This is a genomic window from Streptomyces sp. NPDC048349 (assembly GCF_040651925.1).
GTDB lineage: Bacteria > Actinomycetota > Actinomycetes > Streptomycetales > Streptomycetaceae > Streptomyces.
In genome coordinates, this window is the sequence record NZ_JBEZLA010000056.1 from 13659 (window position 1) to 38165 (window position 24507).

Here is a 24507-nt window from a genome sequence, read left to right on the forward strand (position 1 = left end):
CAGGACCCCGTGCTGACCGTCGATTTCTCCCGGTTCCCGCTCGCCGCAGGCGACCGCGTACTCGACCTGGGCTGCGGCGCAGGCCGGCACGCCTTCGAGTGCTACCGGCGAGGCGCCCAGGTGGTCGCCGTCGACCGCAACGGCGAGGAGATCCGCGAGGTCGCCAAGTGGTTCGCCGCGATGAAGGAGGCCGGCGAGGCCCCCGCCGGTGCCACCGCCACCGCCATGGAGGGCGACGCGCTCGCCCTGCCCTTCCCCGACGAGTCCTTCGACGTCGTCATCATCTCCGAGGTGATGGAGCACATCCCCGACGACAAGGGTGTGCTCGCCGAGATGGTCCGCGTCCTGAAGCCCGGCGGCCGCATCGCCGTCACCGTGCCGCGCTACGGCCCGGAGAAGATCTGCTGGGCGCTCTCCGACGCCTACCACGAGGTCGAGGGCGGCCACATCCGCATCTACAAGGCGGACGAGCTGCTCGGCAAGATGGAGGCCGCGGGCCTCAAGCCGTACGGCACCCACCACGCGCACGGCCTGCACTCCCCGTACTGGTGGCTCAAGTGCGCCTTCGGCGTCGACAACGACAAGGCGCTGCCCGTCAAGGCGTACCACAAGCTCCTGGTCTGGGACATCATGAAGAAGCCCGCGCTGACCCGCCTCGCGGAGCAGGCCCTCAACCCGGTCATCGGCAAGAGCTTCGTGGCCTACGCGACCAAGCCGCACCTTCCGGTCCTCGCCGACGGCGACGCGAAGTGAGCTCGCCCGGGCGCACCGAACACCTCGTGCTGGACGGGGTGCTGACGGCCGAGCAGGCCGCCGAGACCGTCGCCGGGATCCTCGCCGCGCAGCGCGCCGACGGTGCCATACCGTGGTTCCGCGGACACCACCTCGACCCGTGGGACCACACCGAGGCCGCGATGGCCCTGGACGCGGCCGGCGAACACGAGGCAGCCGAGCGGGCGTACGCCTGGCTGGCCCGCCACCAGAACCAGGACGGCTCCTGGTACGCGGCCTACGCCGACCGGCCCGACGGCGTGGACACCGCCGAGCCGCAGGACGCCGGCCGGGAGAGCAACTTCACGGCGTACATAGCCGTCGGCGTCTGGCACCACTACCTGTCCACCGGCGACGACGCCTTCCTGGACCGGATGTGGCCGGCCGTCTACGCGGCCGTGGAGTGGGTGCTGACCCTCCAGCAGCCCGGCGGCGAGATCGGCTGGAAGCGGGAGGCCGACGGCACGCCCGTCACCGACGCCCTGCTGACCGGCTCCTCCTCCATCCACCAGGCCCTGCGCTGCGCGCTGGCCATCGCCGAGCACCGCGAGGAGCCGCAGCCCGGCTGGGAACTCGCGGCGGGCGCCCTGCGCCACGCCATACGCCGCCACCCCGAGCGGTTCCTCGACAAGAACCACTACTCGATGGACTGGTACTACCCGGTCCTCGGCGGGGCCCTGACCGGCTCCGAGGCCAAGGCGCGCATCGAGGAACGCTGGGACGAGTTCGTCGTGGCGGACCTGGGCGTGCGCTGCGTCCTGCCCAACCCGTGGGTCACCGGCGGCGAGTCCTGCGAACTGGCGCTCGCGCTGTGGGCGACGGGGGAGTCGGACCGGGCGCTGGAGATCCTGCGCTCGATCACGCACCTGCGCGCCGACAACGGCATGTACTGGACGGGCTACGTGTTCCAGGACCGGGCGGTGTGGCCGGTCGAGCAGACCACCTGGACCGCCGGGTCACTGCTGCTCGCCGTCGCCGCGCTGGGCGGGGACGAGGCCACCACCGAGGTGTTCGGCGGGACCTCGCTCCCGGCCGGACTGGAGCCCGACTGCTGCGGTCTCCACGAGGCGCCCTGACCGGGCGATCCGGCACGATCCGAAAGAGGCGGCCTAGGGGGTGTCTGACGGAGGTCCGTGGTGAAGGAGCGGTGTCCGGTGCGTGCTCTCGGCGTGCCGGCCGGATGCCCCCGTACTGGACGTACTTGGGCTTTCGGCCGGTGCGGCGAGAGTGCGTGCCGGGCACCGCGACGCCGCGGACCTCCGTCAGACACCCCCTAGCGGCGGTACAGCCAGCCGGCGACGGCGTGGCCCACCAGGACGTACACCACCGCCGCCAGGCCGTAGCCGAACACGACCTGGACCCACTCGCGGCTGAAGGTGAACAGGTCGTAGGACCAGCCGGAGAGCCACGTGGCGATGTCGTGGACGAACTCCACGAGCTCGTTGCCCCGGTTGGCGTCGAGCAGGTAGAGCAGGATCCACAGGACGATGACGAAGGCGAGCACGTCCGCCACCAGTGCGACGGCCCGGCCTGCCTGATTGCTTCCTCGGGCGTGTACTCGGGTGTGCGTGTGTGAGGGCATGTCGCGCGTTTTGCCGCTCGGGCGCCTCGCAAACCCCCGAACGGCTGCCCCGGGTGGTGCGGCAGCCGGGCCGGGGCGAGGCTGCGGGGGACGCCCACTCCCCGGAGGACACCGTGTCCGTACCCACCACCGTTCGATTCCGCCGCGCCCTGACGGCGGTGGTCCTGTCCACCGCGCTGCTGGCCGGCGCCACTGCCTGCGGCGGTGACCGCGCCGGCGGCGACCGGAGCCTGCGCGAGGAGGTCTCCTCCGCCTCGGTGGCGGAGCTGGCGGCCCTGGCGGCTGCCGAGCCGGCCGCCGTCGAAGCCGACGAGCTGGCCGCGCCGACGCCGTCGCCGAGCACCTCCGCCGAGAAGCAGAAGTTCGCCAAGACGCGCTTCGTCGCCAACGCGGGGCTCGCGGCCGGGGCGACGTACCAGTGGATCATCAAGCCGTACCGGGCGGGCACGTTCAAGAAGGGCGCCAAGGGACGTACGTTCGCCCTCATCAAGGCCGGACTCGCGGGCGCCTTCGCGTACAACCGGCTGAAGGCGGCCGCCGAGAACGCCAAGGGCGACCCGCTGCTGTCGAAGGCCATGGTCCCGCTGACGGCCGGCATCGAGTCCCTCAAGGGACTCGCGAGCAAGCTGCGCAAGGGCGAGGCGGGCGACGCCGACATCGATGCCTTCAACAACGTCATCAAGGGCGTCAAGGACGCCGGCAAGAGCGCGGGCGCCGAGGTCACCGACCAGGTTCCGAGCACCTCCCAGCTGGGCGGGTAGGGCGAGGGGGCCCGGACCCGGCGGCCTGCTTCAATGGGCGTGTGATCGAGATCGTGGTGGCCGTCCTCGCCGCCGCGGGAGCCGGATGGCTGCTGCGGCGCAAGCACCTCGCGCGGACGGCCGCCGGGCCCGTGGCGGGCATCCCGTGCATGGCCCGCCGGCCGGCGGGCGGGGGCCGCTGGAGGCTGGGCCGGGTCTACGCCGGCCAGGAGGCGGCCCGCTGGGTCCCCCGGCGCGGCGAGCCCGAACCCCTGCCCGGCGGCCGGGCCACCGGGGTGCGGGCCCCCTCCGTGAAGGAGGGCCTCTCCATCAACCCCGGCTCACGGATCGTCAGCTGTGCCTACGGGGACGGCGGGAGCATCGAGATCGCGGTCATGCCCCTGGACCTGCGCGAACTGCTGGCGGCGCTGGAGCAGGCTCCCGGGAAGGACTCCGGAGAGGACTCCTGAGAGGACTCCGCAAGCACCCCCGCAGCCGGTGGCGGCGATCTGGCCGGGTGCGACGCCGGAGGGGGGCGGTCCTGTCGAAGCCTAGGTGTTGAGCTCCGCCAGTACGCGCAGCGTGTGCGGGTCCGGGGCGGTGAGGAGCAGGTCGGTGACGGGGCCCTTGCGCCAGAGTTCGAGGCGCTCCGCGATCCGCTCGCGCGGCCCGATCAGCGAGATCTCGTCGGCGAACGCGTCCGGGACCGCCAGGACCGCCTCCTCCTTGCGGCCGGCGAGGAACAGCTCCTGGATCCGGCGGGCTTCCTCCTCGTACCCCATCCGCGCCATCAGATCGGCGTGGAAGTTGCGGGCGGCGTGGCCCATGCCGCCGATGTAGAAGCCGAGCATCGCCTTGACCGGCAACAGCCCCTCGGCCACGTCGTCGCAGACCTTGGCCCGGGCCATCGGGGCGATCATGAACCCGTCGGGGAGGTCGGCCAGCGAGGCCTGGTACGCGTCCGTGCGGGTCGGCGACCAGTACAGGGGCAGCCAGCCGTCCGCGATGTGGGTGGTCTGGGCGATGTTCTTCGGCCCCTCGGCGCCCAGCAGGAGCGGCAGGTCCGCGCGCAGCGGGTGGGTGATGGGCCTCAGCGCCTTGCCGATGCCGGTGCCGTCGTCCCCGCGGTACGGGTGCTGGTGGAAGCGGCCGTCGAGGGCGACCGGGCCCTCGCGGCGCAGCACCTGCCGGATGACGTCGACGTACTCGCGGGTCGCGGTGAGCGGGCTGGAGGGGAAGGGGCGCCCGTACCAGCCCTCGACGACCTGCGGGCCGGACAGGCCCAGGCCCAGCATCATCCGGCCGCCGGAGAGGTGGTCCAGGGTGAGGGCGTGCATGGCGGTGGCGGTGGGGGAGCGGGCGGCCATCTGCGCGATGGCCGTGCCGAGCCGGATCCGCGAGGTGTGCGCGGCGATCCAGGTCAGCGGGGTGAAGGCGTCCGAGCCCCAGGCCTCGGCGGTCCACACCGAGTCGTAGCCGAGGCTCTCGGCCTCGGTGGCGAGGTCGAGGTGGTCGCGGCCGGGGCCGCGGCCCCAGTAGCCGAGTGCGAGTCCGAGGCGCATGCGGTCCCCTCCGGCGCTACAGTCCTGACGGTGCGTCAGGTGACTGTAGGGCAACGGCCCCCCGCCCGGAAGGGCGGGGGGCCGTTGCCCCGGAGCTTCGGGAATCAGCCGCGCTGGATGCCCGAGGTGTCGTTCAGGACGCCGCGGCGGCCGTCCTGGGTCTGGGCGATCAGCGTGGCCGCGCCGCGCTGCTCGACGGCCAGGTACCAGGTGCCCGGGGCGAGTTCGGCGATCGGGGTGGGGGAGCCGTCCTCGGCGAAGAGGGGGCGGGCCACCGGGACGGCGAACCAGAACGGGGTGAAGTCCGCCGCGGGCGCCGGGGCGGACTCCTGCGGGGCCGGGTTCGGCGTCGGGGCGGGGGTGGGGGTGCCGCCGTACGGCGGGGCCGGCTGCGGGGTGGAGCCGTAGGGCTGCTGCTGCCCGCCCGGGTAGCCGTACCCGGCGCCCGGCTGGGGCTGGCCCCCGTACGGCGGGACGGCGGCGGGCCTCGGCTCCGGCATCAGGGCGCCGGCCAGTGCCGGGACCTTCGCGCCGAACAGGGCGACGCCGGCCAGGGCCAGCGTGGCGAGGAAGGCGAGGATCGAGCCGGCGCCGAGGTCGATCTGGCTCGGGCAGGTGATCAGCGCCCACAGCGCGGACCAGGCGGCCGAGACGGCGAGCACGGAGCCCCAGGCCGTCAGCGGCAGGCCCAGCACCTTGCGGGTCTCGGGCTGGAAGCGGCCGGCGATCAGCAGGCCCGCGGCGATGAAGCCGATCAGGAAGACGCTGGGGAGCACCAGCCGGTAGGAGTCGGTGTCCCACGCGCTCGGGAGGTCGCCACCGGTGGTGGAGTAGAAATCGAGGAACGAGGCGATGAACAGCAGCACCGCTGCTCCGATCACCACGCCGTCGCCTCGAGTGAGGGAGCGGATGTTCACGTCTTAGGTGTCCTTCTCGGTCTCGGTCGTCTCGTGGTGCCGCGATCGCAGATCGTGCCTGGAGCGGGGCGGGCGGCACCATGGTACGGACGTCTCCCGCGGCCGAGGGGATCGGGGCGGCGGGGGAGCCCCGGGAGGATACCGGAACGGAACACGGAGCATCGGGCCGTTCCGCGTTCGGGCCGTGCCGACGGCAACTGCGGGCACAGGGGCGCGTGGAGGCGGACGCGGGACGCAGGGACCGTGCGCGGACGGATGGGCGAAGCCCCGAGGCCCGCCTGCGCGGGCCCGGGGGGAACTGCTTGCGTCAGGGAGCGAGGAACGTCACGATGCCGTCGGCGATGCCCTGGGCGGCCTTCTGCCGCCAGTCCGGACTCGTCAGCTGCGCCGCGTCCTTGGCGTCACGCATGTTGCCGCATTCGATGAACACCTTGGGCCGGGTCGACAGGTTCAGCCCGCCCAGGTCGTCACGGACGACCAAACCGGTACCGCCGCCCAGGTAGTTGGCGGGGGAGGACCCGGTGGTCCGGGCGAAGTTGCCGGCGATGCGCTCACCGAGGCGGCGGGAGGGTCCGACGATCGCCGCGGTGTCGGCCGCGCCGCCCTTGACCTCGGCCGGGAGGATGACGTGGAAGCCGCGGTTGCCCGAGGAGACGCCGTCGGCGTGGACGGAGACGACGGCGTCGGCCTCCGCCTCGTTGCCGATGCGGGCGCGCTCGTTGATGCAGGGGCCCCAGGGGCGGTCGGCCTCGTGGGTGAGGACCACCTCGGCGCCCTGCGCCTCGAGGACGGTGCGCAGGCGCAGGGAAACGTCGAGGGTGAACTCGGCTTCCATGTAGCCGGAGTTGGTGGTCGTGCCGGTGGTGTCGCACTCCTTGCGGCCCGTGCCGATGTCGACCTGCCGGTCGATCTCGTCGGTGTGCTCGAAGTTGCCGGTGTTGTGGCCGGGGTCGATGACGACGGTCCGCCCGGACAGCGGGCCCTTGGCGGGGGCGGCGGCGGGTGTGGCGGGGGAGGGCCCGGGGGTGGCATGCGTGGCCGGGGCGGCGCGCGGGGCGGCCGCCGGCTTCGCGTCGCGGCCGTCCGGCCCGGAGCCGGTCAGCACCTGGGCCAGGACCCAGCCGGCCAGGGCGGTCGGCGCCATCGCGGCGACCGCGATGACGAGGGCGGGGCGGCGCGTGAACCAGGGCCGGTGGTCCGGCCCGGCCGACGCGGCGGCTTCGGGGCGTGGGGGGCTGTCGTCGTTGCGCACGCCGCGATGCTAGACCGACGCCCTTGGCCGGGCCCGGACCGTGGGCCATCCGGGGGCGTGGTGTGCTTATATGCCGGACCGCCGGCCTCGCTCAGGTCACTAGTACGAATACCCGAGACTGCTGATGTCGTTCACGTCGTCGACGGAATGGATCGTGGGGTCGAGGTACGCGTCGACGCCGGCGAGGTTCGGCTTCCCCGAATGGGTCAGCTGCCACGTGTCCCAGATGCGGTCCACATTTGCATGCAGGAGCCAGAAGATCGGGTCCTGTGGGGACGTGGCGACATCGCTGATGGTGCCGTTGCACCAGGTGTGCACGTCGTTGTGGGCGTCGGACTCCAGACTCTCGGTGAAGTCGGTGTACGTCGACCTGAGCAGGATCCCGTCGACCGTGGCCTGGCTGGGGAGGGATCCACCGTTCGCGCCGGGCGTATTGCGGACGACACCCGGCGGCTGCCACACCCAGTCGGGTCGACTGGGGTCATTCGCGAAGTCCCAGTAAGGAATCGTCAGGGTCGGGTGCGTCGTGCGGAGGAACTCCTCGCAGGCGAAAAGGTAGATCCGGTGCCAGGGCAGGAACCGCTGGGCGCCGGCAGGGCCGGCGTGAGCCATGCTGTGCATGCGATGGCTCATGTCCTTGTGCCAATCGGCAAGCCATGGGTAGTCGCCCCTGGCGTGCGCGGCCCGTAGTGCGTCGTTGAACTTCTTCCGGCGAGCAGGGCTGAGATCCCTGTGGTCGAGACGCCTGCGCATCATTGCCTGGAAGACGACGTCCGGCCAGTTCCGCACCCCGAGCCGTTCCCCCAGGGTGCGCGTCCCGATGTTCAGGTCGGTGGAGGTCCTCTCCGCGAACCTGCCGCCGAGCCGGAGCAGGGGATTGGCCGGCCGGGCCACCCGCTCCTGCTCCTGCTCCTGCTCTCTCAGGTATCGGGAAAATCGCAGGGAGAGCCGCTCCGCATCGAATGCTCCGTCGGCCCTCCATTCCCTTCTGATGTCGGCCAGTTCCTCGCGGGTGGGGAAGCGCATCGCAGCGCCCCCGCCTCCGTCGTGGGGGTGGTGCGCGCCGTCCTCGGCTCCCTCCGCGGCCTTCGCCCGGCTCTTGGAAAACCTCGAGATCATGACTGCGGTTCCTTCCCCACGGGAGATCGGCCGACGCGATCGACGCGTCGGCTCCGTCAGGCGGAAGACCTGCGACCTGACCCACGCTCACACTGCGAGCGGGCTCGGCACCCGGCAAGTCGTGCACGTCCATACGGAGTGGGCCGTGGACTGGGGGCCGCGCGACGGCCTAAGGCCGGACCTCGGCGGACGTACGGCGCAGGACGCGCAGGGAGTCGGTCACCGAGACCTCCTCGAACGCGCCGGAGGCCAGGGCGCGCAGGTAGATCCGGTACGGGGCCTGGCCGCCGTCGGCCGGGTCCGGGAACACGTCGTGGATGACGAGCGTCCCGCCCTCGGCCAGGTGCGGGGCCCAGCCCTCGTAGTCGCCGGTGGCGTGCTCGTCGGTGTGGCCGCCGTCGATGAAGACGAAGCCGAGCGGGCCGCCCCACGTGGCGGCGACCTGCGGGGAGCGCCCGACGATCGCGATCACGTGCTCTTCCAGACCGGCCCGGTGCAGGGTGCGGCGGAAGGTCGGCAGGGTGTCCATCAGGCCGACCTCCGGGTCCACGACCGTCGGGTCGTGGTACTCCCAGCCGGGCTGCTGCTCCTCGCTGCCCCGGTGGTGGTCGACGGTGATCGCGACGACTCCGGCCTCGCGGGCGGCGTCGGCGAGCAGGATCGTCGAGCGCCCGCAGTAGGTCCCGACCTCCAGCAGCGGCAGCCCGAGCGCCCCGGCCGCGACGGCGGCCTCGTACAGGGCGAGCCCCTCCCGTACGGGCATGAACCCCTTGGCTGCCTCGAAGGCGGCGAGGGTCTCCGGCTTGGGGGTGGCCATGGTTCCTCCGGCGGTGAGCGGGTGTGGCGGGTGTGGCGGGTACGGCGGTGTGGCGGCCCATGGTGCCTTACCGGCTGGTAGGGCGCTACGGCCGGGTCCCCCGCGACCGGATCCCTCCCCGCGCGCGCCGGGCGGACCCGGCCTCGAGGGAGGGGAGGCGAACCGGCGTGCGGTGCGCCACTGCCTGCAAGCCGCCACGGGTCCGGACCCTGAATCCGGCCGCCGGGTCCGGTGGCCGAGAGTGGCTGCCGGGCCCGGACCGACGGAGAACACGTTCTCATCTGACCTTCCGTCAGATTGGAACGTGTTCTAGTCTGCCGCGCATGGGCATCGGAATCACGCAAGAGCAGCGGGAGTTGGCCGAGGCGGTGCGCGGATGGGTGGCGCGGGCCGTCCCGCCCGAGGAAGTGCGCAAGCTGCTCGACACCCCGCCGCAGACCGGGGCGCGCCCCGCCTACTGGGACGCGATGGGCGCGCAGGGGCTGCTGGAGCCGCACCTGGAGGGCGGGACCCTGCTCGACCTCGCCGTCGTCGTCGAGGAGGCCGCCCGGGCGGCGCTGCCCGGGGCGTACCTGCCGAGCGCGCTGGCCTCCGTCCTGCTGGACCGGGCCGGCGCCGAGCCGCTCGCGGGCCGGGTCGGGGCGGTGGCCCTGGGCCCCGGGAGCGTGCGCGCCGTTGCCGTCGAGGGCGGCGGGTACCTGCTCGACGGGACCGCGCCTCCGGTGCTCGGCGCCGGTGAGGCCGACCTCGTCCTGCTCGCCGCCGAGGCCGCGCACGGCACCCGCTGGTTCGCCGTGGACGCCGCCGCGCTGGCCATCCGTACGCACGAGGCCGCCGACCCGACCCGGCCCACCGCCGAGGTGCACGCGCGCGGGGTCACCGTCCCGCCCGGCCGGATGCTGGAACTGGACGCGGCCCTGGTACGGGACCTGGCCTGCACGCTCTTCGCCGCCGATGCCTGCGGCACCGCCGCCTGGGCGCTGCACACGGCCGCCGAGTACGCCAAGGTGCGCGAGCAGTTCGGCCGGCCCATCGGGCAGTTCCAGGGCGTCAAGCACCTGTGCGCCGACATGCTGGTCCGGCTGGAGCAGGCCCGGGCGCTGGCCTGGGACGCGGCGCAGGCTGCGGACGAGCCGGCGCCGGTGCGCTCGCTGGTGGCGGCGCTGGCCGCCGGAGCCGCGCTGGACACCGCGTACTCCTGCGCCAAGGACTGCATCCAGGTGCTCGGCGGGATCGGGTTCACCTGGGAGCACGACGCCCACGTCTTCCTGCGCCGGGCCCTGGTCGCCCGCCAGCTCCTCGGCCCGGGCGACGGGCACCGCGTACGGGCCGTGCGGCTCGCGGCGGCGGGCGCCCGGCGGGAGCTGCGGCTGGAACTGCCCGAGGAGGCCGAGGCCTACCGGGCCCGGGCGCGCAGCGCCATCGAGGACGCGCGCGGGCTCGACCCGGCGGCCGCCCGGCGGATCCTGGCCCCCACCGGCTACGCCGCCCCCCACCTGCCGCCCCCCTACGGGCTGGGCGCCGGGCCCGTCGAGCAGATCGTCGTCCAGCAGGAGCTGCGCGCGGCCGGCGTCAGGCTCGCGGACCTCGGCATCGCCACCTGGGTCGTGCCCTCGCTGCTCGCCCACGGGACGGACGCGCAGCGCGAGGCCTACCTCCTGCCCACCCTGCGCGGGGACGTGACCTGGTGCCAGCTCTTCTCCGAGCCGGGGGCGGGCTCCGACCTGGCCTCGCTGCGGACGAGGGCCGAGCGCGCCGGGGACGGCTCCTGGACGGTCAACGGACAGAAGGTGTGGACGAGTTCCGCGCACAGCGCCGACTTCGGGATCCTGCTGGCCCGGACGGATCCCCAAGCCCCCAAGCACAAGGGGCTCGGCTACTTCGTCGTCGACATGAAACGCACTCCCGGCATCGACATCCGGCCGCTGAAGGAGATCACGGGCGAGGCCCTCTTCAACGAGGTGTACTTCGACGACGTGCAGCTCCCGGCGGACGCGCTGGTCGGGGCGGCCGACGGCGGGTGGAAGGTCGCCCGCCACACCCTCGGCAACGAGCGCGTCCACATGGCCGACCAGATGACCTTCGACACTGGTCTGGAAGCCCTGATCGCCCGCTCGGGAGAGCTCGACGGCGCGTACCGGGCGCGGATCGGGGCGCTGGCCGCCGAGGCGCACGCGCTCGCCTGCATCGGGCTGCGCACCACGCTCCAGCAGGTGTCGGGGCTGGAGCCGGGCGCGGGCGCGTCCGTACGCAAACTCGTGCAGACCCCGCACCAGCAGCGGACCGCGGAGCTCGCCCTCGAACTGCTGGGCCCGGCGGGCGCGGTGCGGGAGGGGGCGGGGGAGCGGGCGGTGCACGGGATGCTCATGTCCCGCTGCCTGACCATCGCCGGGGGCACCACGCAGGTCCAGCTCAACGTCGTCGCCGAGCGGATCCTCGGCCTTCCCAGGGACTAGGAGTCATCGGGCATGAAGTCACACAAGTCGTACATCGTGGGTGTCGGCATGACGAAGTTCGAGAAGCCGGAGTCGCGGGACTGGCAGTACTGGGACATGGCCAAGGAGGCCGGGAGCGCGGCGCTGGCGGACGCCGGGGTGGACTACGGGCTGGTGGAGCAGGTGCCGGTGGGGTACTGCTTCCAGGCCTCCACGGCCGGCCAGCGGGCGGCGTACGAGCTGGGGCTGAGCGGGGTCCCGGTCTACAACGTGAACAACAACTGCGCGACGGGCTCGACGGCGCTGATGATGGCGCGGCAGTTCGTGGAGGGCGGGCTGAACGACTGCGTGCTGGCGCTCGGCTTCGAGAAGATGAAGCGGGGCGCGCTGGGGGGCGGGGCCGACGGGGGAGACTTCGCGACCTCGCCGGTGGCCCGGCACTACGGGATCATGGCGGCCCGGCACGGCTTCGAGATGTCGCCGCCGACCGCGCAGATCTTCGGGAACGCCGCGCGCGAGCACATGGAGCGGTACGGGACCACGGCCGCGCAGCTGGCGGCGGTGGGGGCCAAGAACCACCGGCACTCCGCGAACAATCCGAACGCGCAGTTCCAGGACGTGTACGGGGTGGAGGAGGTCTTGGCGGCGAAGGAGATCCACGCGCCGCTGACGAAGCTGCAGTGCTCGCCGACCTCGGACGGGGCGGCGGCGGCGCTGGTCGTCTCGGAGCGGTTCGTGGTGCGGCACGGCCTGCACGACAAGGCGGTGGAGATCGTCGCGCAGGCGATGGTGACGGACACGGAGGAGTCCTTCGCGTCGGGTTCCTGCATCGACGTGGTCGGCAAGCCGATGTCGGCGGCTGCGGGGCGGGCGGTCTTCTCGGCCTCGGGGCTCGGGATCGAGGACGTGGACGTGATCGAGCTGCACGACTGCTTCTCGATCAACGAGCTGCTGACCTACGAGGCGCTGGGCATGTGCGAGGACGGCGCCGCCGGGAAGCTGGTGGAGAGCGGAGCCACCACGTACGGCGGGCGGTGGGTGGTCAACCCGTCCGGAGGGCTGATCTCCAAGGGGCACCCGCTCGGTGCGACGGGGCTGGCGCAGGCGGCGGAGCTGGTCTGGCAGCTGCGGGCGCAGGCGGGTCCGCGTCAGGTGCCGGGGGCGCGGGTGGGGCTGGCGCACAACATCGGGCTGGGCGGCGCGGCGGTGGTGACGCTCCTGCGCCGGTGACCCGCCGCCGCTCGCCCCGGCCAAGGCCTGCGACCCGGCCCCGCGACGCCCTGGCCGGGCTCGAGGCCCACGGCTCGGCCTCGGGCCCCGCGGGCGCAACCCCGCCCCGCCGGGAGGATCCGGCCCCGTCGGCGCGGGAGGCGCGGGGCCGGGGCGCAGGCCCAGGGGGGGTTACGGTGCGGAGAGGGTGGGGTCGATCACCGTTTCGCCCGTCGCGGCGCGGCGCACCGCGTCCGCCACGTCCTCGATCGGGCCGTCCCGCAGGATCAGCCCCGCCGCCCCCGCCGCCAGGACCGACGCCGCCAGGCCCGGGTGCGCGGACCCGGTCATCACCAGCACCCGGCACTCGGGATCCTCCGCCAGCAGCGCCGGCACCGCGGTCGCCTCCTGCACCAGCGCCACCACCGGGCGGGCCGTGGCCGAGGCCACCACCTCGATGTCGGGCTGCAGCCCGAGCCGCAGCGCGAGGGCCGGGTCCTGCGGGACCAGCAGCACCCGCAGGGAGCGTGCCGGACGGTGGTGCACGGGCATTTCCTCCACCCGCGAAGGCTACGGGCCGCGCCGTGCCCCGCGCGCGCAACACGCCCCGTCAAGACTCGATCTGACGCGAAGTCAGGAGTCTTCCCAAGTGCTGGGGCGTGCGTTATACATTCCTTCACCGGTCCTAGAACGCGTTCTAGAACGCGCCCCGCGGGCCGGCCCCGCATACGACCTCGGTGCGGCCGACGGTGCGGACGGCCGCACCGAGGTCTTCCACGAACAAGGAGCCGCATCCTCATGCCGATCGATGCCGCCAGGGCCCTCGCCGCCGACCCCCGCCGGGGGGACATCGGCTGGGACCACAAGGACATCCAGCTCTACCACCTCGGCCTCGGCGCCGGACTCCCGGCCACCGACCCCGACGAGCTGCGCTACACCCTCGAGTCCAAGCTCCACGTCCTCCCCAGCTTCGCGACCGTCGCCGGCGCCGGCATGGCCATGCTCGGCGGCCTCGGCCAGCCCGGCATCGAGGTCAACCTCGCCAACGTCCTGCACGGTGGCCACTCCATCGAGCTGCACCGGCCCATCCCCGTCAAGGGGCGGGCCACCTCCAGCTCCAAGGTCGCGGCCGTCTACGACAAGGGCAAGGCGGCCGTGATCGTGCTGCGCTCCGAGGTCGCGGACGCCGACGGGCCGCTGTGGACGAGCGACGCCCAGATCTTCGTACGCGGCGAAGGCGGGTTCGGCGGCGAGCGCGGGCCCTCCGTCCGCGAGGAGCTGCCGGACCGCGCGCCGGACCGCGTCGAGGAACGGCCGATCCGCGAGGAGCAGGCCCTGCTCTACCGCCTCTCGGGCGACTGGAACCCCCTGCACGCCGACCCCGAGTTCGCCAAGCTGGCGGGCTTCGACCGGCCGATCCTGCACGGCCTGTGCTCGTACGGCATGACCCTCAAGGCCGTCGTCGACACGGCCCTCGGCGGGGACGTCTCCCGGGTCCGCGCCTACCGCACGCGCTTCGCCGGGATCGTCTTCCCGGGCGAGACGCTGCGCATCCGGATGTGGCAGGAGCCCGGCCGCGTCCTGGTGGCCGTGAGCGCCGCCGACCGCGACGACGCGCCGGTCCTCGCCGACACCGTCGTCGAACACTCGTAGCATCCACAGAAGGAGCCGCACCGTGCGCGCAGCACTGCAGAGCGAGATCGGCCAGGACAAGCTCGAGGTCGTCGACGACATGGAGGCCGTGGGCCTCGGCCCCGGCAAGGTCAAGATCCGGGTCAAGGCCACCGGCCTGTGCCACTCCGACCTCTCCGCGATGAACGGCGTCCTGCCGCAGCCCGCCCCCTTCGTCCCCGGGCACGAGGGCTCCGGAGTCGTCTGCGACGTCGGCGACGGCGTCACCAGCCACGCGATCGGCGACCGGGTCCTCGTCTGCTGGCTGCCGCCGTGCGGCCACTGCCCGTCCTGCAAGCGCGGCCAGGGCCACCTGTGCCTGCAGAGCCTGGTCAACGCGGGCACCCCCAACTTCCGACGCGCGGGCGGCGACATCTTCGGGTTCGCCGCGACCGGCACCTTCGCCGAGGAGCTCGTCGTCGACGCCGCGTGCGCCGTCCCGATTCCCGACGACGTGCCCTTCGACATCGCCGCGCTCATCGGCTGCGGGGTCACCACCGGCCTCGGCGCGGCCATCAACACCGCCGACGTGGAGGCCGGCTCCTCGGTCGCGGTCATCGGCTGCGGCGGCGTCGGCATATCCGTCATCCAGGGCGCCAAGGTCCAGGGCGCGGCCCAGATCGTCGCCGTCGACCCGGTGGAGTCCCGGCGCGAGGCAGCCCTGCGGTTCGGCGCCACCGAGGCGGTGGCCCCCGACGCCTTCGACGACGCCAAGAACCGGATCACCGGCGGCGAGGGCTTCGACTACGTCTTCGAGGTCGTCGGCAAGTCCGCCACCGCGCAGACCGCGTACAAGATGACCCGGCGCGGCGGCAGCGTGGTCGTCGTCGGCGCGGGCGCCCTGGACGACACCTTCCAGATCGACATGTTCTCGCTCTTCTTCGACGAGAAGAAGATCCTTCCGTCGATGTACGGCGGCGGCGACGTGTTGCGGTCCTACGAACGCACCATCGCGCTGTGGCGGGCCGGCCGGGTGGACCTGGCGGGCCTGATCACCCACCGGGTGCAGCTCGCCGAGATCAACGACGCCCTCGACCAGATGCGCACCGGGGTGGCCCTGCGCACCTGCATCGAACTGTGACCGCACCGGACGCTCCGGCCGCCCTGACCGCTCCGACCGGTCTGTTCGCCCTGACCGCCCTGACCGCCCTGACCGCCTTGACGCACCGCGAGAGGAACCGTACGGATGTCACTGCCACTTGAGGGGCTCTGCGCCATCGTCACCGGCGCGGGCCGCGGCCTCGGCCGGGCCGAGGCCATCGAGCTCGCGCGGCTCGGCGCGAGCGTGGTCGTCAACGACTTCGGGCAGCCGGGCCGGGACGGGTCGGGGGAGGCCTCGGCCGCCCCCGCGGAGGAGGTCGCCGCCGAGATCCGCGCCGCCGGCGGGCAGGCCGTCGCGCACCTGGGCGACGTGGCCGACTTCGAGCAGGCGCGCGAGCTGGTCGAGCTGGCGGTCTCCGCCTTCGGCAAGCTCGACGTCCTGGTCAACAATGCGGGCATCCTGCGTGACCGGATGGTCTTCTCCATGTCGGAGGCCGAGTGGGACTCGGTGATCCGGGTCCACCTCAAAGGCCACTTCAACACCACGCACTTCGCGTCCGCGCACTGGCGGGAACGGTCGAAGGCGGCGGGCGGCCCGGTCTACGGCCGGATCATCAACACCTCCTCCGAGGCGTTCCTCGGCGGCTCGGCCGGCCAGCCGAACTACGCGGCGGCCAAGGGCGGCATCGTGGGCCTGACCACGTCCACCGCCCTGGCCCTGGCGAAGTACGGGGTGACGGCCAACGCGATCTGCCCGCGCGCCCGCACCCGGATGACCGAGGACGTCTTCGCGGGCTTCCAGGTCCCGGAGGAGGGCAAGCTGGACGCCCTCGCCCCCGAGCACGTCTCCCCGCTCGTCGGCTACCTGGCCTCACCCGCCTCGGCCAAGGCCAACGGACAGCTGTTCGTCGTACACGGCGGGATCGTGGCCGTCATGGAGCGTCCCAAGGTGGCCGCGAAGTTCGACACGACCAAGGAGGCCTTCTCCTACGAGGAACTCGACGAGGTCCTGACCCCGTACTACGACTCCCGTCCGGCGAACGAGACCTTCGCCGCGACGGAGGTGCTGGGCCTCAAGCACGACTGAGCGGCGCCTGCTGGAGGGGGACCGGGCGGGGCGCGGGCGGCGGTACGGGGTCCACGCGGACCGGCGGGGGAGGGGCGGGCGGCATGCTCAGCCCGACGATCCCGCAGGGCACTTCGGGGGTCGCGTACGGCAGGTGCAGGCGGCCCTGCGGGCTCCACAGGCCCGTACCGCCCAGCCAGCCGTGGGGCGCCCCGAGCCGGAAGACGTGCCGGTCGGCGGGGCGCCACAGGCCGATGCCCCCCTCCCCCGAGGGGCCCATCCGCAACGCCACCCCGCAGGTCTCCGGCATCAGCGCCTGACCCGGCTGGAGCGCGAACGGGGTGGCGTCCAGGTGCCGCAGGCACTCCGGGAAGCGGACCGGCAGGGAACTGCCCAGCACGCCCCAGCCCAGGCGCGGCTCACCCGGCGCGTCGGAGCGGATCAGCAGCAGTCCGCTGTCCGGGTCGGCCAGCAGCAGCCGGTCCTCGCTGTCCTCCGCGATCTGGAGCAGCGGGGACACCTCGCCGCCGCGCTCCAGGTCCACGGCCACGGCCTTGGTGGTCCCGTCCAGCTCGCGGTCCAGGGCCAGCAGCCGGCCCGTCCGGTCCAGCCATACGCCACCGGAGCAGCGTCCCGGGACCTCGGCCACCCGCCGCGGCCCGAAGGCGCCCCCGGCCACCTGCCAGACCGTGGTCCCGCCGTCGCCCGCGGCCAGCGCGAAGGCGCCGTGCCCGTCCGGGGACGGCGGCAGCAGGCGGACCCGTACGCCGTCCTCCCGCTGCACCCCGCCCAGCTGGAGCTCCCCCGTGCGCGGCCCCGTTGCCGCGCCCGTGGGGTACAGCAGCGCGAAGGCGTGCCGCTCCGCCACCCGCCGGTGGATCAGCACCCGCCCGTCGGCCAGCGGCAGCACTTCGCTGTCGGCCTCCTCGGGCTGTGCGAGCGGCAGCGGCACCGCGTACGGCTCGGGCCCGGCCAGGGTCCAGCGCTCCGCGTAGAGCGCGTCACCGTCCCCGGCGAGCCGGGCGGCGTACGCACCGTCCGCGGCGATCGTGAACGGGGCCGTGCTCGTCGTTTCGATGGCACAGACAGTCATCCGTGCGTCACCTCCGGTGAGGAAGCTAGTTTTCGCACTTCCTGCCGAACAACAGGACCAACCCCGCTTCACACGTACGGGTGGCCGGGCGGCGGTTCCCGTGAGGGCGGGGAGGCGATTGTGCTGGGAGCGCCCGGTACCTCCGGGCCGCCGACTGCGCGCCGCGGACGGCCGGGTCGGCCCGGAGCGGAGGGACGCGGCCTGCCGCCGATCGCGTACGCGTCGACCTGCGCGGCGTCCGCGTCCGGGAGCGGAGGCCCGCCTCCAGGAACCGACGAGCGGTCGGGCCGTGGGGCGGGCGCCACGGACGGTAGCCTTGGCCCGTGCCCCGTCTCTCTGAAGTCATCGCCGCGCTGGACGCTCTCTGGCCCCCCTCGCGGGCCGAGCAGTGGGATGCCGTCGGCACCGTCTGCGGCGATCCCGACGCCGAGGTCTCCCGGGTCCTGTTCGCCGTGGACCCCGTACAGGAGATCGCCGACGAAGCCCTGAAGCTGGGCGCCGACCTCATCGTCACCCACCACCCGCTCTACCTGCGCGGGACCACCACCGTCGAGGCCGGCACCTTCAAGGGCCGCGTCGTGCACACGCTGATCAAGAACGACATCGCGCTGCACGTCGCCCACACCAACGCCGACACCGCCGACCCCGGAGTCTCCGACGCCCTCGCGGGCGCCCTGGACCTGCGCGTCGTCGGCCCGCTGGTGCCCGACCCCACCGACCCCACCGGCCGCCGGGGCCTCGGCCGGATCTGCGAACTGGACCACCCCGAGACGCTGCGCGAGTTCGCCGCCCGCGCCGCGGCCTGGCTGCCGCAGACCGCCCAGGGCATCCGCTTCGCCGGCGACCCGGACGCCCTGATCCACCGCGTCGCCGTCAGCGGCGGCTCCGGCGACAGCCTCTTCGAGCAGGTCCGCGCCTCCGGCGTGGACGCCTTCCTGACCGCCGACCTGCGCCACCACCCGGTCTCCGAGGCCCGCGAGCAGAGCCCGCTCGCCCTCGTCGACGCCGCCCACTGGGCCACCGAGTGGCCCTGGTGCGAGCAGGCCGCGGCCCAGCTCGACGCGATCTCCGAGCGCCACGGATGGGGTCTGCGGACCCACGTCTCGCGCACGGTCACCGACCCGTGGACGGCGCACGCGCCGTCCGTCACACACCCTTCTATCTCTGGAGCCCCCAACTGAACGCCGAGCCCGCCGACCAGATCCGACTTCTCGACGTCCAGGCCCTGGACGTGCGGCTGTCTCAGCTCGCCCACAAGCGCAAGTCGCTGCCCGAGCACGCCGAGGTCGACTCGCTGACCAAGGACCTCACCCAGCAGCGCGATCTGCTCGTCGCCGCCCAGACGCAGGCCAGCGACGCCGCCCGCGAGCAGACCAAGGCGGAGCAGGACGTGGACCAGGTGCGCCAGCGCGCGGCCCGCGACCAGCAGCGCCTGGACTCCGGCGTGGGCATCTCGGCCCGGGACCTGGCCAACCTGCAGAGCGAGGTCGTCTCCCTGGCCAAGCGGCAGGCCGACCTGGAGGACGTGGTCCTGGAGGTCATGGAGCGCCTGGAGGGCGCGCAGGAGCGGGTCACCGCGCTCACCGCGAGCGTCTCCGCCCTGGAGGCCAAGCTCACCGACGCCACCGCGCGCCGCGACGCGGCCACCGGCGCGCTCGACGCCGAGGCCGCCAAGGTCACCAAGGACCGCGAGGTCATCGTCGGCTCCATGCCGTCCGACCTGATGGCCCTGTACGAGAAGATCCGCGTCAAGCAGGGCGGGGTCGGGGCCGCGCGCCTGTACCAGCGCCGCTGCGAGGGCTGCCGCCTCGAGCTCGACATGGCGGAGGTCAACGAGATCAAGGCCGCGGCCCGCGACCAGGTCGTGCGCCACGAGAACTGCGGCCGCATCCTGGTCCGTACGGCCGACTCGGGCATCTGATGCCGCGGTTTGTCGTGGAGGCGGACGGCGGATCCCGGGGCAACCCGGGGCCCGCCGGCTACGGCGCGGTGGTCCTGGATCCGGAGACGGGCGAGACGCTGGCCGAGCGCGCGGAGTACATCGGCATCGCGACGAACAACGTGGCCGAGTACAAGGGCCTGATCGCCGGGCTCAGGGCGGCTCGCGAACTGGCGCCGGACGCACGGGTCCTGGTCCGGATGGACTCCAAGCTGGTCGTCGAGCAGATGTCCGGCCGCTGGAAGATCAAGCACCCGGACATGAAGCCGCTCGCGGCGGAGGCGGCGACGATCCTGCCCCGCTCGCAGGTGGTGTACGAGTGGATCCCGCGCGACCGCAACAAGCACGCGGACCGGCTCGCCAACGAGGCCATGGACGCCGGCAAGCGCGGCAAGCAGTGGGAGCCGTCGGCCTCGTCCGCCGCCCTCGACCACGGCGTCGCGCGCGCCCTCGCGACCCCGGCACCCGCAGGCCCGCCCGGGGACGCCGCGGCGGGCGCCGCGGCCGTCCGCGCCGCGATGGCCTCCGGCACGGCCGCGGGGCTCGGCGCGGCCGCGGTGGCGGACACCCGCGCCGCCGCCTCCGCCGGGTCGGCGGGCGCCGACACGCTGTTCGCCGAGCCGGGCCTGATTCCGGCCCCGGCAGCGGTGTCCGGTGCGGCGGCGGAGCTCGCGGCCCCCGGCGCCGGTCCCGGCCACGCCGCCACGGCCGGGACCGGGCTGCCCCGGCCCGCCACCGCAGGCCCCGGCTGGGGCCCCGACATGGGCGCCCCCGCCACCTTCGTGCTGCTGCGGCACGGCGAGACCGCGCTCACCCCGCAGAAGCGCTTCTCCGGCAGCGGCGGCAGCGACCCCGAGCTGTCCCCGGCCGGGCGCCGCCAGGCGTCGGCCGTGGCCGAGGCGCTGGCCGCCCGCGGCACCGTCCAGACGGTCATCACGTCACCGCTGCGCCGCTGCCGCGAGACCGCCCAGGTCGTCGCGGACCGCCTCGGCCTCCCGGTGGCGGTCGAAGAGGGCCTGCGCGAGGTGGACTTCGGCGCCTGGGAGGGGCTGACCTTCGCCGAGGTGCGGGAGCGGTTCCCCGACGACCTCCAGGCCTGGCTGGACTCCCCCCGCGCGGCCCCCACCGGCGGCGGCGAGAGCTTCACCGTCGCCACCCGGCGGATCTCGGCCACCCGCGACCGGCTGCTCGCCGAGCACGCGGGCCGCACGGCCCTGCTGGTCACCCACGTGACCCCGGTCAAGATCCTGGTGCGCCTCGCCCTGGGCGCCCCGCCGGAGTCGCTGTTCCGCATGGAGCTCTCGGCGGCCTCGCTGTCGGCGGTGGCGTACTACGCGGACGGCAACGCCTCGGTCCGGCTGCTGAACGACACGTCCCACCTGCGGTAGCCCTCTGCTCCCGCACCCGCGGAAGACGAACCCCCGCCCTGCGTGCGGGGGTTCGTGTGTTTCCGGCCCGGGGCCACTGCTCTCGGTGGGGGGCAGCAGTCCGTGATTGCGGGTCGCAGTCGCCGCCGTAGCGCCTTTCGGCGGCGTGCGGTGCGGTGGCCGGGCCGGCCACTCCGGGTGCGCACCCGGGGGTGCGGTGACAACGCGGGCCGTGACAATGCGGGGGCCGACAGCCCCCCACTGCGTGATCGCGTGGGAGGCCGGATCCACGCCCTTGCGGGGAGTGGCGGCAGACGAGCCGGCCTGTACGCCGGGTTCTGTCACCCGGTGACCTCGCGGTCGCCGGGGAGACGGCCATCCATCTAGGACCGGCGTTGCCGCCGGCCTCGTGCGGTCTACCCGCGGACTCGGGCGGGCAGCCCTCAAACGTCCGCGCAGACCCGTCCGAAGACGGGTCCTCTTGACCTTGCTCCGGGTGGGGTTTACCTAGCCGCCTGAGTCACCTCAGGCGCTGGTGGTCTCTTACACCACCGTTTCACCCTTACCGAGGGCCGAAGCCCCCGGCGGTCTGTTTTCTGTGGCACTGTCCCGCGGGTCACCCCGGGTGGGCGTTACCCACCACCCTGCCCTGTGGAGCCCGGACGTTCCTCGGCGGGATCCGGAGATCCCGACGCGGCCGCCCGGCCGACTCGTCTGCCGTGGCGACCATGTTACCGGCTGTGCCGTCGGCCCTTGACCTTGACGCAGCGGCAGGGTTTCTACTGGGGGCCATGCGGATCGGAGAGATCGCCGCGCTCGTCGGGGTCACGGCCCGGGCGATCCGGCACTACCACCACGTCGGGCTGCTCCCGGAACCGGAGCGGCGCCCCAACGGATACCGGGCCTACAGCGTCCGCGACGCCGTCCTGCTGGCCCGGGTGCGCCGGCTCACCGAGCTCGGGCTGAGCCTCGACGAGGTCCGGGACGTGCTCGCCGACGACGCCGGGCGCGAACTGGCCGACGTACTCGAAGAGCTCGACGCCGACCTGGCCCGCCAGGAGGCCGAGATCGCCGAGCGCCGGCGCCGCCTCGCCGTGCTGCTGGCCGCCCCGCCCGGGGAGGCGGAACCGCTGTCCCCCGCCTTGGCCGCGCTGCTGGCCAAGGCGCCGCCCACGGATTCGCCGGCCGCCGCCAAGGACCGCGAGCACCTGACGCTCCTCGACGCCGCGGGCCCCGGCGGCGAAGAGCTCTACGCGGCCCTCGGGTCACTGGCCGCCGACCCCGCCGTGCTCGCGCTCTACGAGCGGCTGGACGCCCTCGCCGACGCCGCCGAGGACGATCCGCGGATCCCGGTCCTGGCCGCGGAACTGGTCGCGGCCGTACCCGACGAGGTGTTCGCCGCGATCCCCGCCCGGGGCCCGGTCGTCGCCGGGTTCAAGGAGGCGCTGCTCGCCGAGTACGCGCCCGCGCAGGCGGAAGTCGTACGCATGGTCATGGAGGCGTCCATGGAGAGGGGGACGGGATGAAGGGGGTGCGGGTGGCGCGGATGACGGCCGTGGCCGTCATACCGGGGGAACTGGTGCTGGTCTGCTGCCTGGTCGCCGGCGCGCGGCCCCCCGCCTGGGCGGTGGCGGCGTCCGAGCTCCTGGTGCTCGCCGTGCTCCTGCTGGAGGCCTGGGTGCTGCGCTCGCTGTACGCCGGCGCCCGCGCCCTGGGTGCGGAGCCCCGGGCGGCCTGGCGGGAGGCCGTGCACACGGTCGTGCCCGTCCAGGTGCGCCGGCTGCTGCGGCACGAGCTGCGCGCCACCGCCTCCCTCGGCTGGTGGGTGCTGCGCCGCCAGCACGGGGTACGGGCCGGGGACCTGGCCGCCGGATACACGTCACCGCAGACCGCCATGATGTACGGGATGCTCTTCGTGTCGGCGATCGAGACGGTCGCGCTGGCCGTGCTCATTCCCTGGCCGGCGGTCCACCGGGCGGTGCTCGTCCTCGACGTGTACGGGATCCTGATCGTGCTCGCCCTGCACGCCGCGTGCGTCACCCGCCCGCACGTGGTCCGGTCCGACGGCTCCCTGCGGATCCGGTACGGGGCCCTGTTCGACCTCGTCGTGCCGCCGGACGCGGTGGCCTCGGTGCGGGTCGACCGGCGCTACCCGCAGGGGCGGCTGGTCACGGTGTCCGAGGACGGGGTGCTCGACCTGATCGTGGGCGGCCAGACCACCGTGACCCTGGAGCTGATCCGGCCCCTGCCCTTCGTCCGGCCGCTCGGCGCCCGGGGACGGGCACGGACCATCCGCTTCCACGCGGACGACCCGCGCGCGCTGGTCACCGCACTGCGCCGGCCGGTGTAGCCGGACCGCTGCGCGGCCCGCCGCCTCACGCCAGGGCGAAGAGGACCTTCGCGACGCCCGGGTCCGCCTCCGTCAGCCGGACCCGGATCCGCTCGCCCAGGGGCAGTTCGCGGGCCGCGGACACGACCCGGCCGACCACCGCCGGTTCGGCCAGGTGGACCGTCCCCTCCCGCGGTTCGTGGTCCTTGACGTCGATCACCGTGGCCTCGAAGGTCTCCCCGATGCGGTCCTTGAGCACGGCGGCCTCGACGAGGTCCACGCACTCCCGTTCGGCCGCGTTGGCCAGCCGGCCGCCGTCCGCCATCTCCTTCGGCAGCGCGTCCAGTGCCGCCACCGCCCACTGCGGGGGCTCGGCCCCGGCCACCGACGCCAGGCACAGCTCCCCGGTGTACCGGTCCACCAGCCGGCGCAGCGGGGCGGTGCAGTGGGCGTACGGGGCCGCGACCGCCGCGTGGATCGCCGGGTCCGGGCTCTCGCCGCCGGTGAAGACGGTGTAGCCGGCGCCGCGCAGCAGGGCCGTGCACTCCTGGAGGAAGGCGGCGTGGGCGGGCCGGTGCGGGTCGAGGGAGCGCACGAGTTCGGCGTACGGGACGTGGTGCGGCCAGTCGATCCGCAGGGCCTTCGCCGCCCGCCGCAGCCTGCCGACGGCGCCGTCGGGCGCCCGGGGGAGGGTGCGCAGGATCCCGGTCCCGGCGGCCAGCATCAGGTCGGCCGCGGCGATGCCGGTCATCAGGGAGATCTGGGCGTTCCAGCCGTCCGCGGGCAACGGGGCGCGGTAGGCCAGTGCGTACGAGCCGTCGTGCGCGACGACCTCCTGCTCGGGCACGTTCAGGGAGATGCCGCCGCGCTCCACCTCGAGGGCCTCGCGGAGCCGGCCGATGTCCTCGAGGAGGGCGACCGGCTCCTCCGCGGCGCCGGTGTCGATGGCCTTCTGGACCCCCTCGTAGTCGAGCCGGGCCCGGCTGCGCACGAGGGCGCGGCGGACGTCGGTGGTCTCCACCCGGCCCTCGGCGTCGAGGTCGAGCCGCCAGAGCAGCGCGGGGCGGGTCTGGTCGGGCAGCAGGCTGGCCGCGCCCTCCGAGAGCACGGCCGGGTGCAGGGGGACCCTGCCGTCCGGGAAGTAGAGGGTGGTGACGCGGCGGTGGGCCTCCGCGTCGAGCGGGCCGCCGGGGGCCACGAAGGCGGCGACGTCGGCGATGGCGTAGTGGACGCGGAAGCCGCCGGCCGGCCGCTTCGCCAGGTGCATGGCCTGGTCGAGGTCCCGGGAGGACGGCGGGTCGACGGTGAAGAAGGGGAGGTCGGTGGCGTCGGCGGCGGGCAGGCGTGGTTCGCGGGCGGCCCGCTCGGCCTCGGCGAGCACCTCGGCCGGGAACGCGTCCGGCACGCCCAGCTTCGTCCGCAGTGCGCGCAGGGCCGCCCGCAGGGCAGCCCCGTCCGCGCCGGTCATGTGCATCTGGCGGCGTGGCATGCACCGAGCGTAGGCCGTCTCTTCGGTTCGTGCCTGACCGGCAAGATCCGGAAGGGACGACCCAGGGGCGAGGGGGCCGGGCGGCACGGCGAGGCGTCTACCCTGGCC

At 73.9% G+C, this 24507-nt stretch carries 23 protein-coding genes and 1 other RNA gene; 14 read left to right on the top strand and 10 right to left on the bottom strand.

All coding sequences use genetic code 11. The features are described from left to right. The first annotated feature begins 9 nt into the window (after positions 1-9). Positions 10-753, top strand: a complete 744-nt coding sequence (locus AB0D44_RS26395; RefSeq protein WP_362595356.1) for a class I SAM-dependent methyltransferase — start codon at positions 10-12, stop codon at positions 751-753. Then, positions 750-1847: a prenyltransferase gene (locus AB0D44_RS26400; protein ID WP_362595358.1), complete on the top strand. Its 1098-nt coding sequence runs from the start codon at positions 750-752 to the stop codon at positions 1845-1847. Before AB0D44_RS26395 ends, AB0D44_RS26400 begins: the two co-directional genes overlap by 4 nt. 197 nt (positions 1848-2044) lie before the next feature. Here the strand turns inward: AB0D44_RS26400 and AB0D44_RS26405 are convergent, their stop codons facing one another. After that, positions 2045-2353, bottom strand: a complete 309-nt coding sequence (locus tag AB0D44_RS26405; protein ID WP_362595360.1) for a hypothetical protein — start codon at positions 2351-2353, stop codon at positions 2045-2047. A gap of 113 nt (positions 2354-2466) precedes the next feature. Here AB0D44_RS26405 and AB0D44_RS26410 point away from each other — a divergent pair, with 113 nt between their 5' ends. Next, positions 2467-3114 (top strand): hypothetical protein, encoded by a 648-nt coding sequence (locus tag AB0D44_RS26410; protein WP_362595362.1) that lies wholly within the window; start codon positions 2467-2469, stop codon positions 3112-3114. 41 nt (positions 3115-3155) lie between these two features. Beyond that, positions 3156-3563: a hypothetical protein gene (locus tag AB0D44_RS26415; protein ID WP_362595364.1), complete on the top strand. Its 408-nt coding sequence runs from the start codon at positions 3156-3158 to the stop codon at positions 3561-3563. Between the two features lie 81 nt (positions 3564-3644). On the opposite strand, the gene AB0D44_RS26420 is transcribed toward AB0D44_RS26415, so the two are convergent. From AB0D44_RS26420 to AB0D44_RS26440, 5 genes are all read right to left on the bottom strand, one after another. Beyond that, on the bottom strand, positions 3645-4655 hold the full coding sequence (locus tag AB0D44_RS26420; protein WP_362595366.1) for an LLM class F420-dependent oxidoreductase: 1011 nt from the start codon (positions 4653-4655) through the stop codon (positions 3645-3647). A 104-nt stretch (positions 4656-4759) separates the two neighbouring features. Further along, positions 4760-5572: a hypothetical protein gene (locus AB0D44_RS26425; RefSeq protein ID WP_362595368.1), complete on the bottom strand. Its 813-nt coding sequence runs from the start codon at positions 5570-5572 to the stop codon at positions 4760-4762. Between the two features lie 307 nt (positions 5573-5879). After that, a complete protein-coding gene (locus tag AB0D44_RS26430) occupies positions 5880-6824 on the bottom strand; it encodes an N-acetylmuramoyl-L-alanine amidase (protein ID WP_362595370.1) in 945 nt (314 codons plus the stop codon). A 99-nt stretch (positions 6825-6923) separates the two neighbouring features. Further along, positions 6924-7943 carry a tyrosinase family protein gene (locus AB0D44_RS26435; protein ID WP_362595372.1) on the bottom strand — a complete coding sequence of 340 codons (1020 nt, stop codon included), beginning with the start codon at positions 7941-7943 and terminating at the stop codon, positions 6924-6926. 169 nt (positions 7944-8112) lie between these two features. Next, complete coding sequence (locus AB0D44_RS26440) at positions 8113-8760, bottom strand: class I SAM-dependent methyltransferase (protein WP_362595374.1); 648 nt, start codon at positions 8758-8760, stop codon at positions 8113-8115. Between the two features lie 323 nt (positions 8761-9083). On the opposite strand from AB0D44_RS26440, the gene AB0D44_RS26445 reads away from it, so the two are divergent. Both AB0D44_RS26445 and AB0D44_RS26450 read left to right on the top strand, forming a co-directional pair. Next, positions 9084-11216 (top strand): acyl-CoA dehydrogenase family protein, encoded by a 2133-nt coding sequence (locus tag AB0D44_RS26445; protein WP_362595376.1) that lies wholly within the window; start codon positions 9084-9086, stop codon positions 11214-11216. A 12-nt stretch (positions 11217-11228) separates the two neighbouring features. Beyond that, a complete protein-coding gene (locus tag AB0D44_RS26450; protein WP_362595378.1) occupies positions 11229-12425 on the top strand; it encodes a lipid-transfer protein in 1197 nt (398 codons plus the stop codon). A 171-nt stretch (positions 12426-12596) separates the two neighbouring features. Here the strand turns inward: AB0D44_RS26450 and AB0D44_RS26455 are convergent, their stop codons facing one another. Further along, positions 12597-12956 carry a DNA-binding response regulator gene (locus AB0D44_RS26455; RefSeq protein ID WP_362595432.1) on the bottom strand — a complete coding sequence of 120 codons (360 nt, stop codon included), beginning with the start codon at positions 12954-12956 and terminating at the stop codon, positions 12597-12599. 246 nt (positions 12957-13202) lie between these two features. Between AB0D44_RS26455 and AB0D44_RS26460 the strand changes: the two genes are divergently transcribed. From AB0D44_RS26460 to AB0D44_RS26470, 3 genes are all read left to right on the top strand, one after another. After that, entirely contained in the window at positions 13203-14057 is an 855-nt protein-coding gene (locus tag AB0D44_RS26460; protein WP_362595380.1) for a MaoC/PaaZ C-terminal domain-containing protein, read from the top strand. A 22-nt stretch (positions 14058-14079) separates the two neighbouring features. After that, complete coding sequence (locus AB0D44_RS26465; RefSeq protein ID WP_362595382.1) at positions 14080-15156, top strand: Zn-dependent alcohol dehydrogenase; 1077 nt, start codon at positions 14080-14082, stop codon at positions 15154-15156. A 105-nt stretch (positions 15157-15261) separates the two neighbouring features. Beyond that, on the top strand, positions 15262-16203 hold the full coding sequence (locus tag AB0D44_RS26470) for a 3-oxoacyl-ACP reductase (RefSeq protein WP_362595384.1): 942 nt from the start codon (positions 15262-15264) through the stop codon (positions 16201-16203). Here the strand turns inward: AB0D44_RS26470 and AB0D44_RS26475 are convergent. Beyond that, positions 16190-17275 (bottom strand): hypothetical protein, encoded by a 1086-nt coding sequence (locus AB0D44_RS26475; RefSeq protein ID WP_362595385.1) that lies wholly within the window; start codon positions 17273-17275, stop codon positions 16190-16192. The two genes, AB0D44_RS26470 and AB0D44_RS26475, sit on opposite strands and share 14 nt — an antisense overlap. 323 nt (positions 17276-17598) lie before the next feature. On the opposite strand from AB0D44_RS26475, the gene AB0D44_RS26480 reads away from it, so the two are divergent. Genes AB0D44_RS26480 through AB0D44_RS26490 form a run of 3 tightly spaced genes read left to right on the top strand, consistent with a single transcriptional unit; the run spans position 17599 to position 20602 of the window. Further along, positions 17599-18456 (top strand): Nif3-like dinuclear metal center hexameric protein, encoded by an 858-nt coding sequence (locus tag AB0D44_RS26480; RefSeq protein ID WP_362595387.1) that lies wholly within the window; start codon positions 17599-17601, stop codon positions 18454-18456. Next, on the top strand, positions 18453-19196 hold the full coding sequence (locus AB0D44_RS26485; RefSeq protein WP_362595434.1) for a C4-type zinc ribbon domain-containing protein: 744 nt from the start codon (positions 18453-18455) through the stop codon (positions 19194-19196). Before AB0D44_RS26480 ends, AB0D44_RS26485 begins: the two co-directional genes overlap by 4 nt. After that, positions 19196-20602, top strand: a complete 1407-nt coding sequence (locus tag AB0D44_RS26490) for a bifunctional RNase H/acid phosphatase (protein WP_362595389.1) — start codon at positions 19196-19198, stop codon at positions 20600-20602. The genes AB0D44_RS26485 and AB0D44_RS26490 overlap by 1 nt, the downstream gene beginning before the upstream one ends. A 290-nt stretch (positions 20603-20892) precedes the next feature. Here AB0D44_RS26490 and rnpB read toward each other — a convergent pair. Then, positions 20893-21294, bottom strand: an RNA gene (rnpB, locus tag AB0D44_RS26495) — RNase P RNA component class A. Positions 21295-21372: 78 nt separating this feature from the next. Here rnpB and AB0D44_RS26500 point away from each other — a divergent pair. Then, positions 21373-22107, top strand: coding sequence for a MerR family transcriptional regulator (locus AB0D44_RS26500; RefSeq protein ID WP_362595391.1), 735 nt, complete (start codon positions 21373-21375; stop codon positions 22105-22107). Beyond that, a complete protein-coding gene (locus AB0D44_RS26505; RefSeq protein WP_362595393.1) occupies positions 22104-22931 on the top strand; it encodes a hypothetical protein in 828 nt (275 codons plus the stop codon). Before AB0D44_RS26500 ends, AB0D44_RS26505 begins: the two co-directional genes overlap by 4 nt. Before the next feature lie 25 nt (positions 22932-22956). Here AB0D44_RS26505 and AB0D44_RS26510 read toward each other — a convergent pair whose 3' ends face one another. Then, complete coding sequence (locus AB0D44_RS26510; protein WP_362595395.1) at positions 22957-24399, bottom strand: RNB domain-containing ribonuclease; 1443 nt, start codon at positions 24397-24399, stop codon at positions 22957-22959. Between the last annotated feature and the right edge of the window lie 108 nt (positions 24400-24507).

Bases quoted from the DNA above. Each gene is read 5' to 3' on its own strand.
- AB0D44_RS26405 (WP_362595360.1), bottom strand. From the start codon at position 2,353: ATGCCCTCACACACGCACACCCGAGTACACGCCCGAGGAAGCAATCAG.
- AB0D44_RS26420 (WP_362595366.1), bottom strand. From the start codon at position 4,655: ATGCGCCTCGGACTCGCACTCGGCTACTGGGGCCGCGGCCCCGGCCGC.
- AB0D44_RS26435 (WP_362595372.1), bottom strand. From the start codon at position 7,943: ATGATCTCGAGGTTTTCCAAGAGCCGGGCGAAGGCCGCGGAGGGAGCC.
- AB0D44_RS26440 (WP_362595374.1), bottom strand. From the start codon at position 8,760: ATGGCCACCCCCAAGCCGGAGACCCTCGCCGCCTTCGAGGCAGCCAAG.
- AB0D44_RS26445 (WP_362595376.1), top strand. From the start codon at position 9,084: ATGGGCATCGGAATCACGCAAGAGCAGCGGGAGTTGGCCGAGGCGGTG.
- AB0D44_RS26450 (WP_362595378.1), top strand. From the start codon at position 11,229: ATGAAGTCACACAAGTCGTACATCGTGGGTGTCGGCATGACGAAGTTC.
- AB0D44_RS26455 (WP_362595432.1), bottom strand. From the start codon at position 12,956: ATGCCCGTGCACCACCGTCCGGCACGCTCCCTGCGGGTGCTGCTGGTC.
- AB0D44_RS26460 (WP_362595380.1), top strand. From the start codon at position 13,203: ATGCCGATCGATGCCGCCAGGGCCCTCGCCGCCGACCCCCGCCGGGGG.
- AB0D44_RS26470 (WP_362595384.1), top strand. From the start codon at position 15,262: ATGTCACTGCCACTTGAGGGGCTCTGCGCCATCGTCACCGGCGCGGGC.
- AB0D44_RS26475 (WP_362595385.1), bottom strand. From the start codon at position 17,275: ATGACTGTCTGTGCCATCGAAACGACGAGCACGGCCCCGTTCACGATC.
- AB0D44_RS26490 (WP_362595389.1), top strand. From the start codon at position 19,196: ATGCCGCGGTTTGTCGTGGAGGCGGACGGCGGATCCCGGGGCAACCCG.
- AB0D44_RS26500 (WP_362595391.1), top strand. From the start codon at position 21,373: ATGCGGATCGGAGAGATCGCCGCGCTCGTCGGGGTCACGGCCCGGGCG.
- AB0D44_RS26505 (WP_362595393.1), top strand. From the start codon at position 22,104: ATGAAGGGGGTGCGGGTGGCGCGGATGACGGCCGTGGCCGTCATACCG.
- AB0D44_RS26510 (WP_362595395.1), bottom strand. From the start codon at position 24,399: ATGCCACGCCGCCAGATGCACATGACCGGCGCGGACGGGGCTGCCCTG.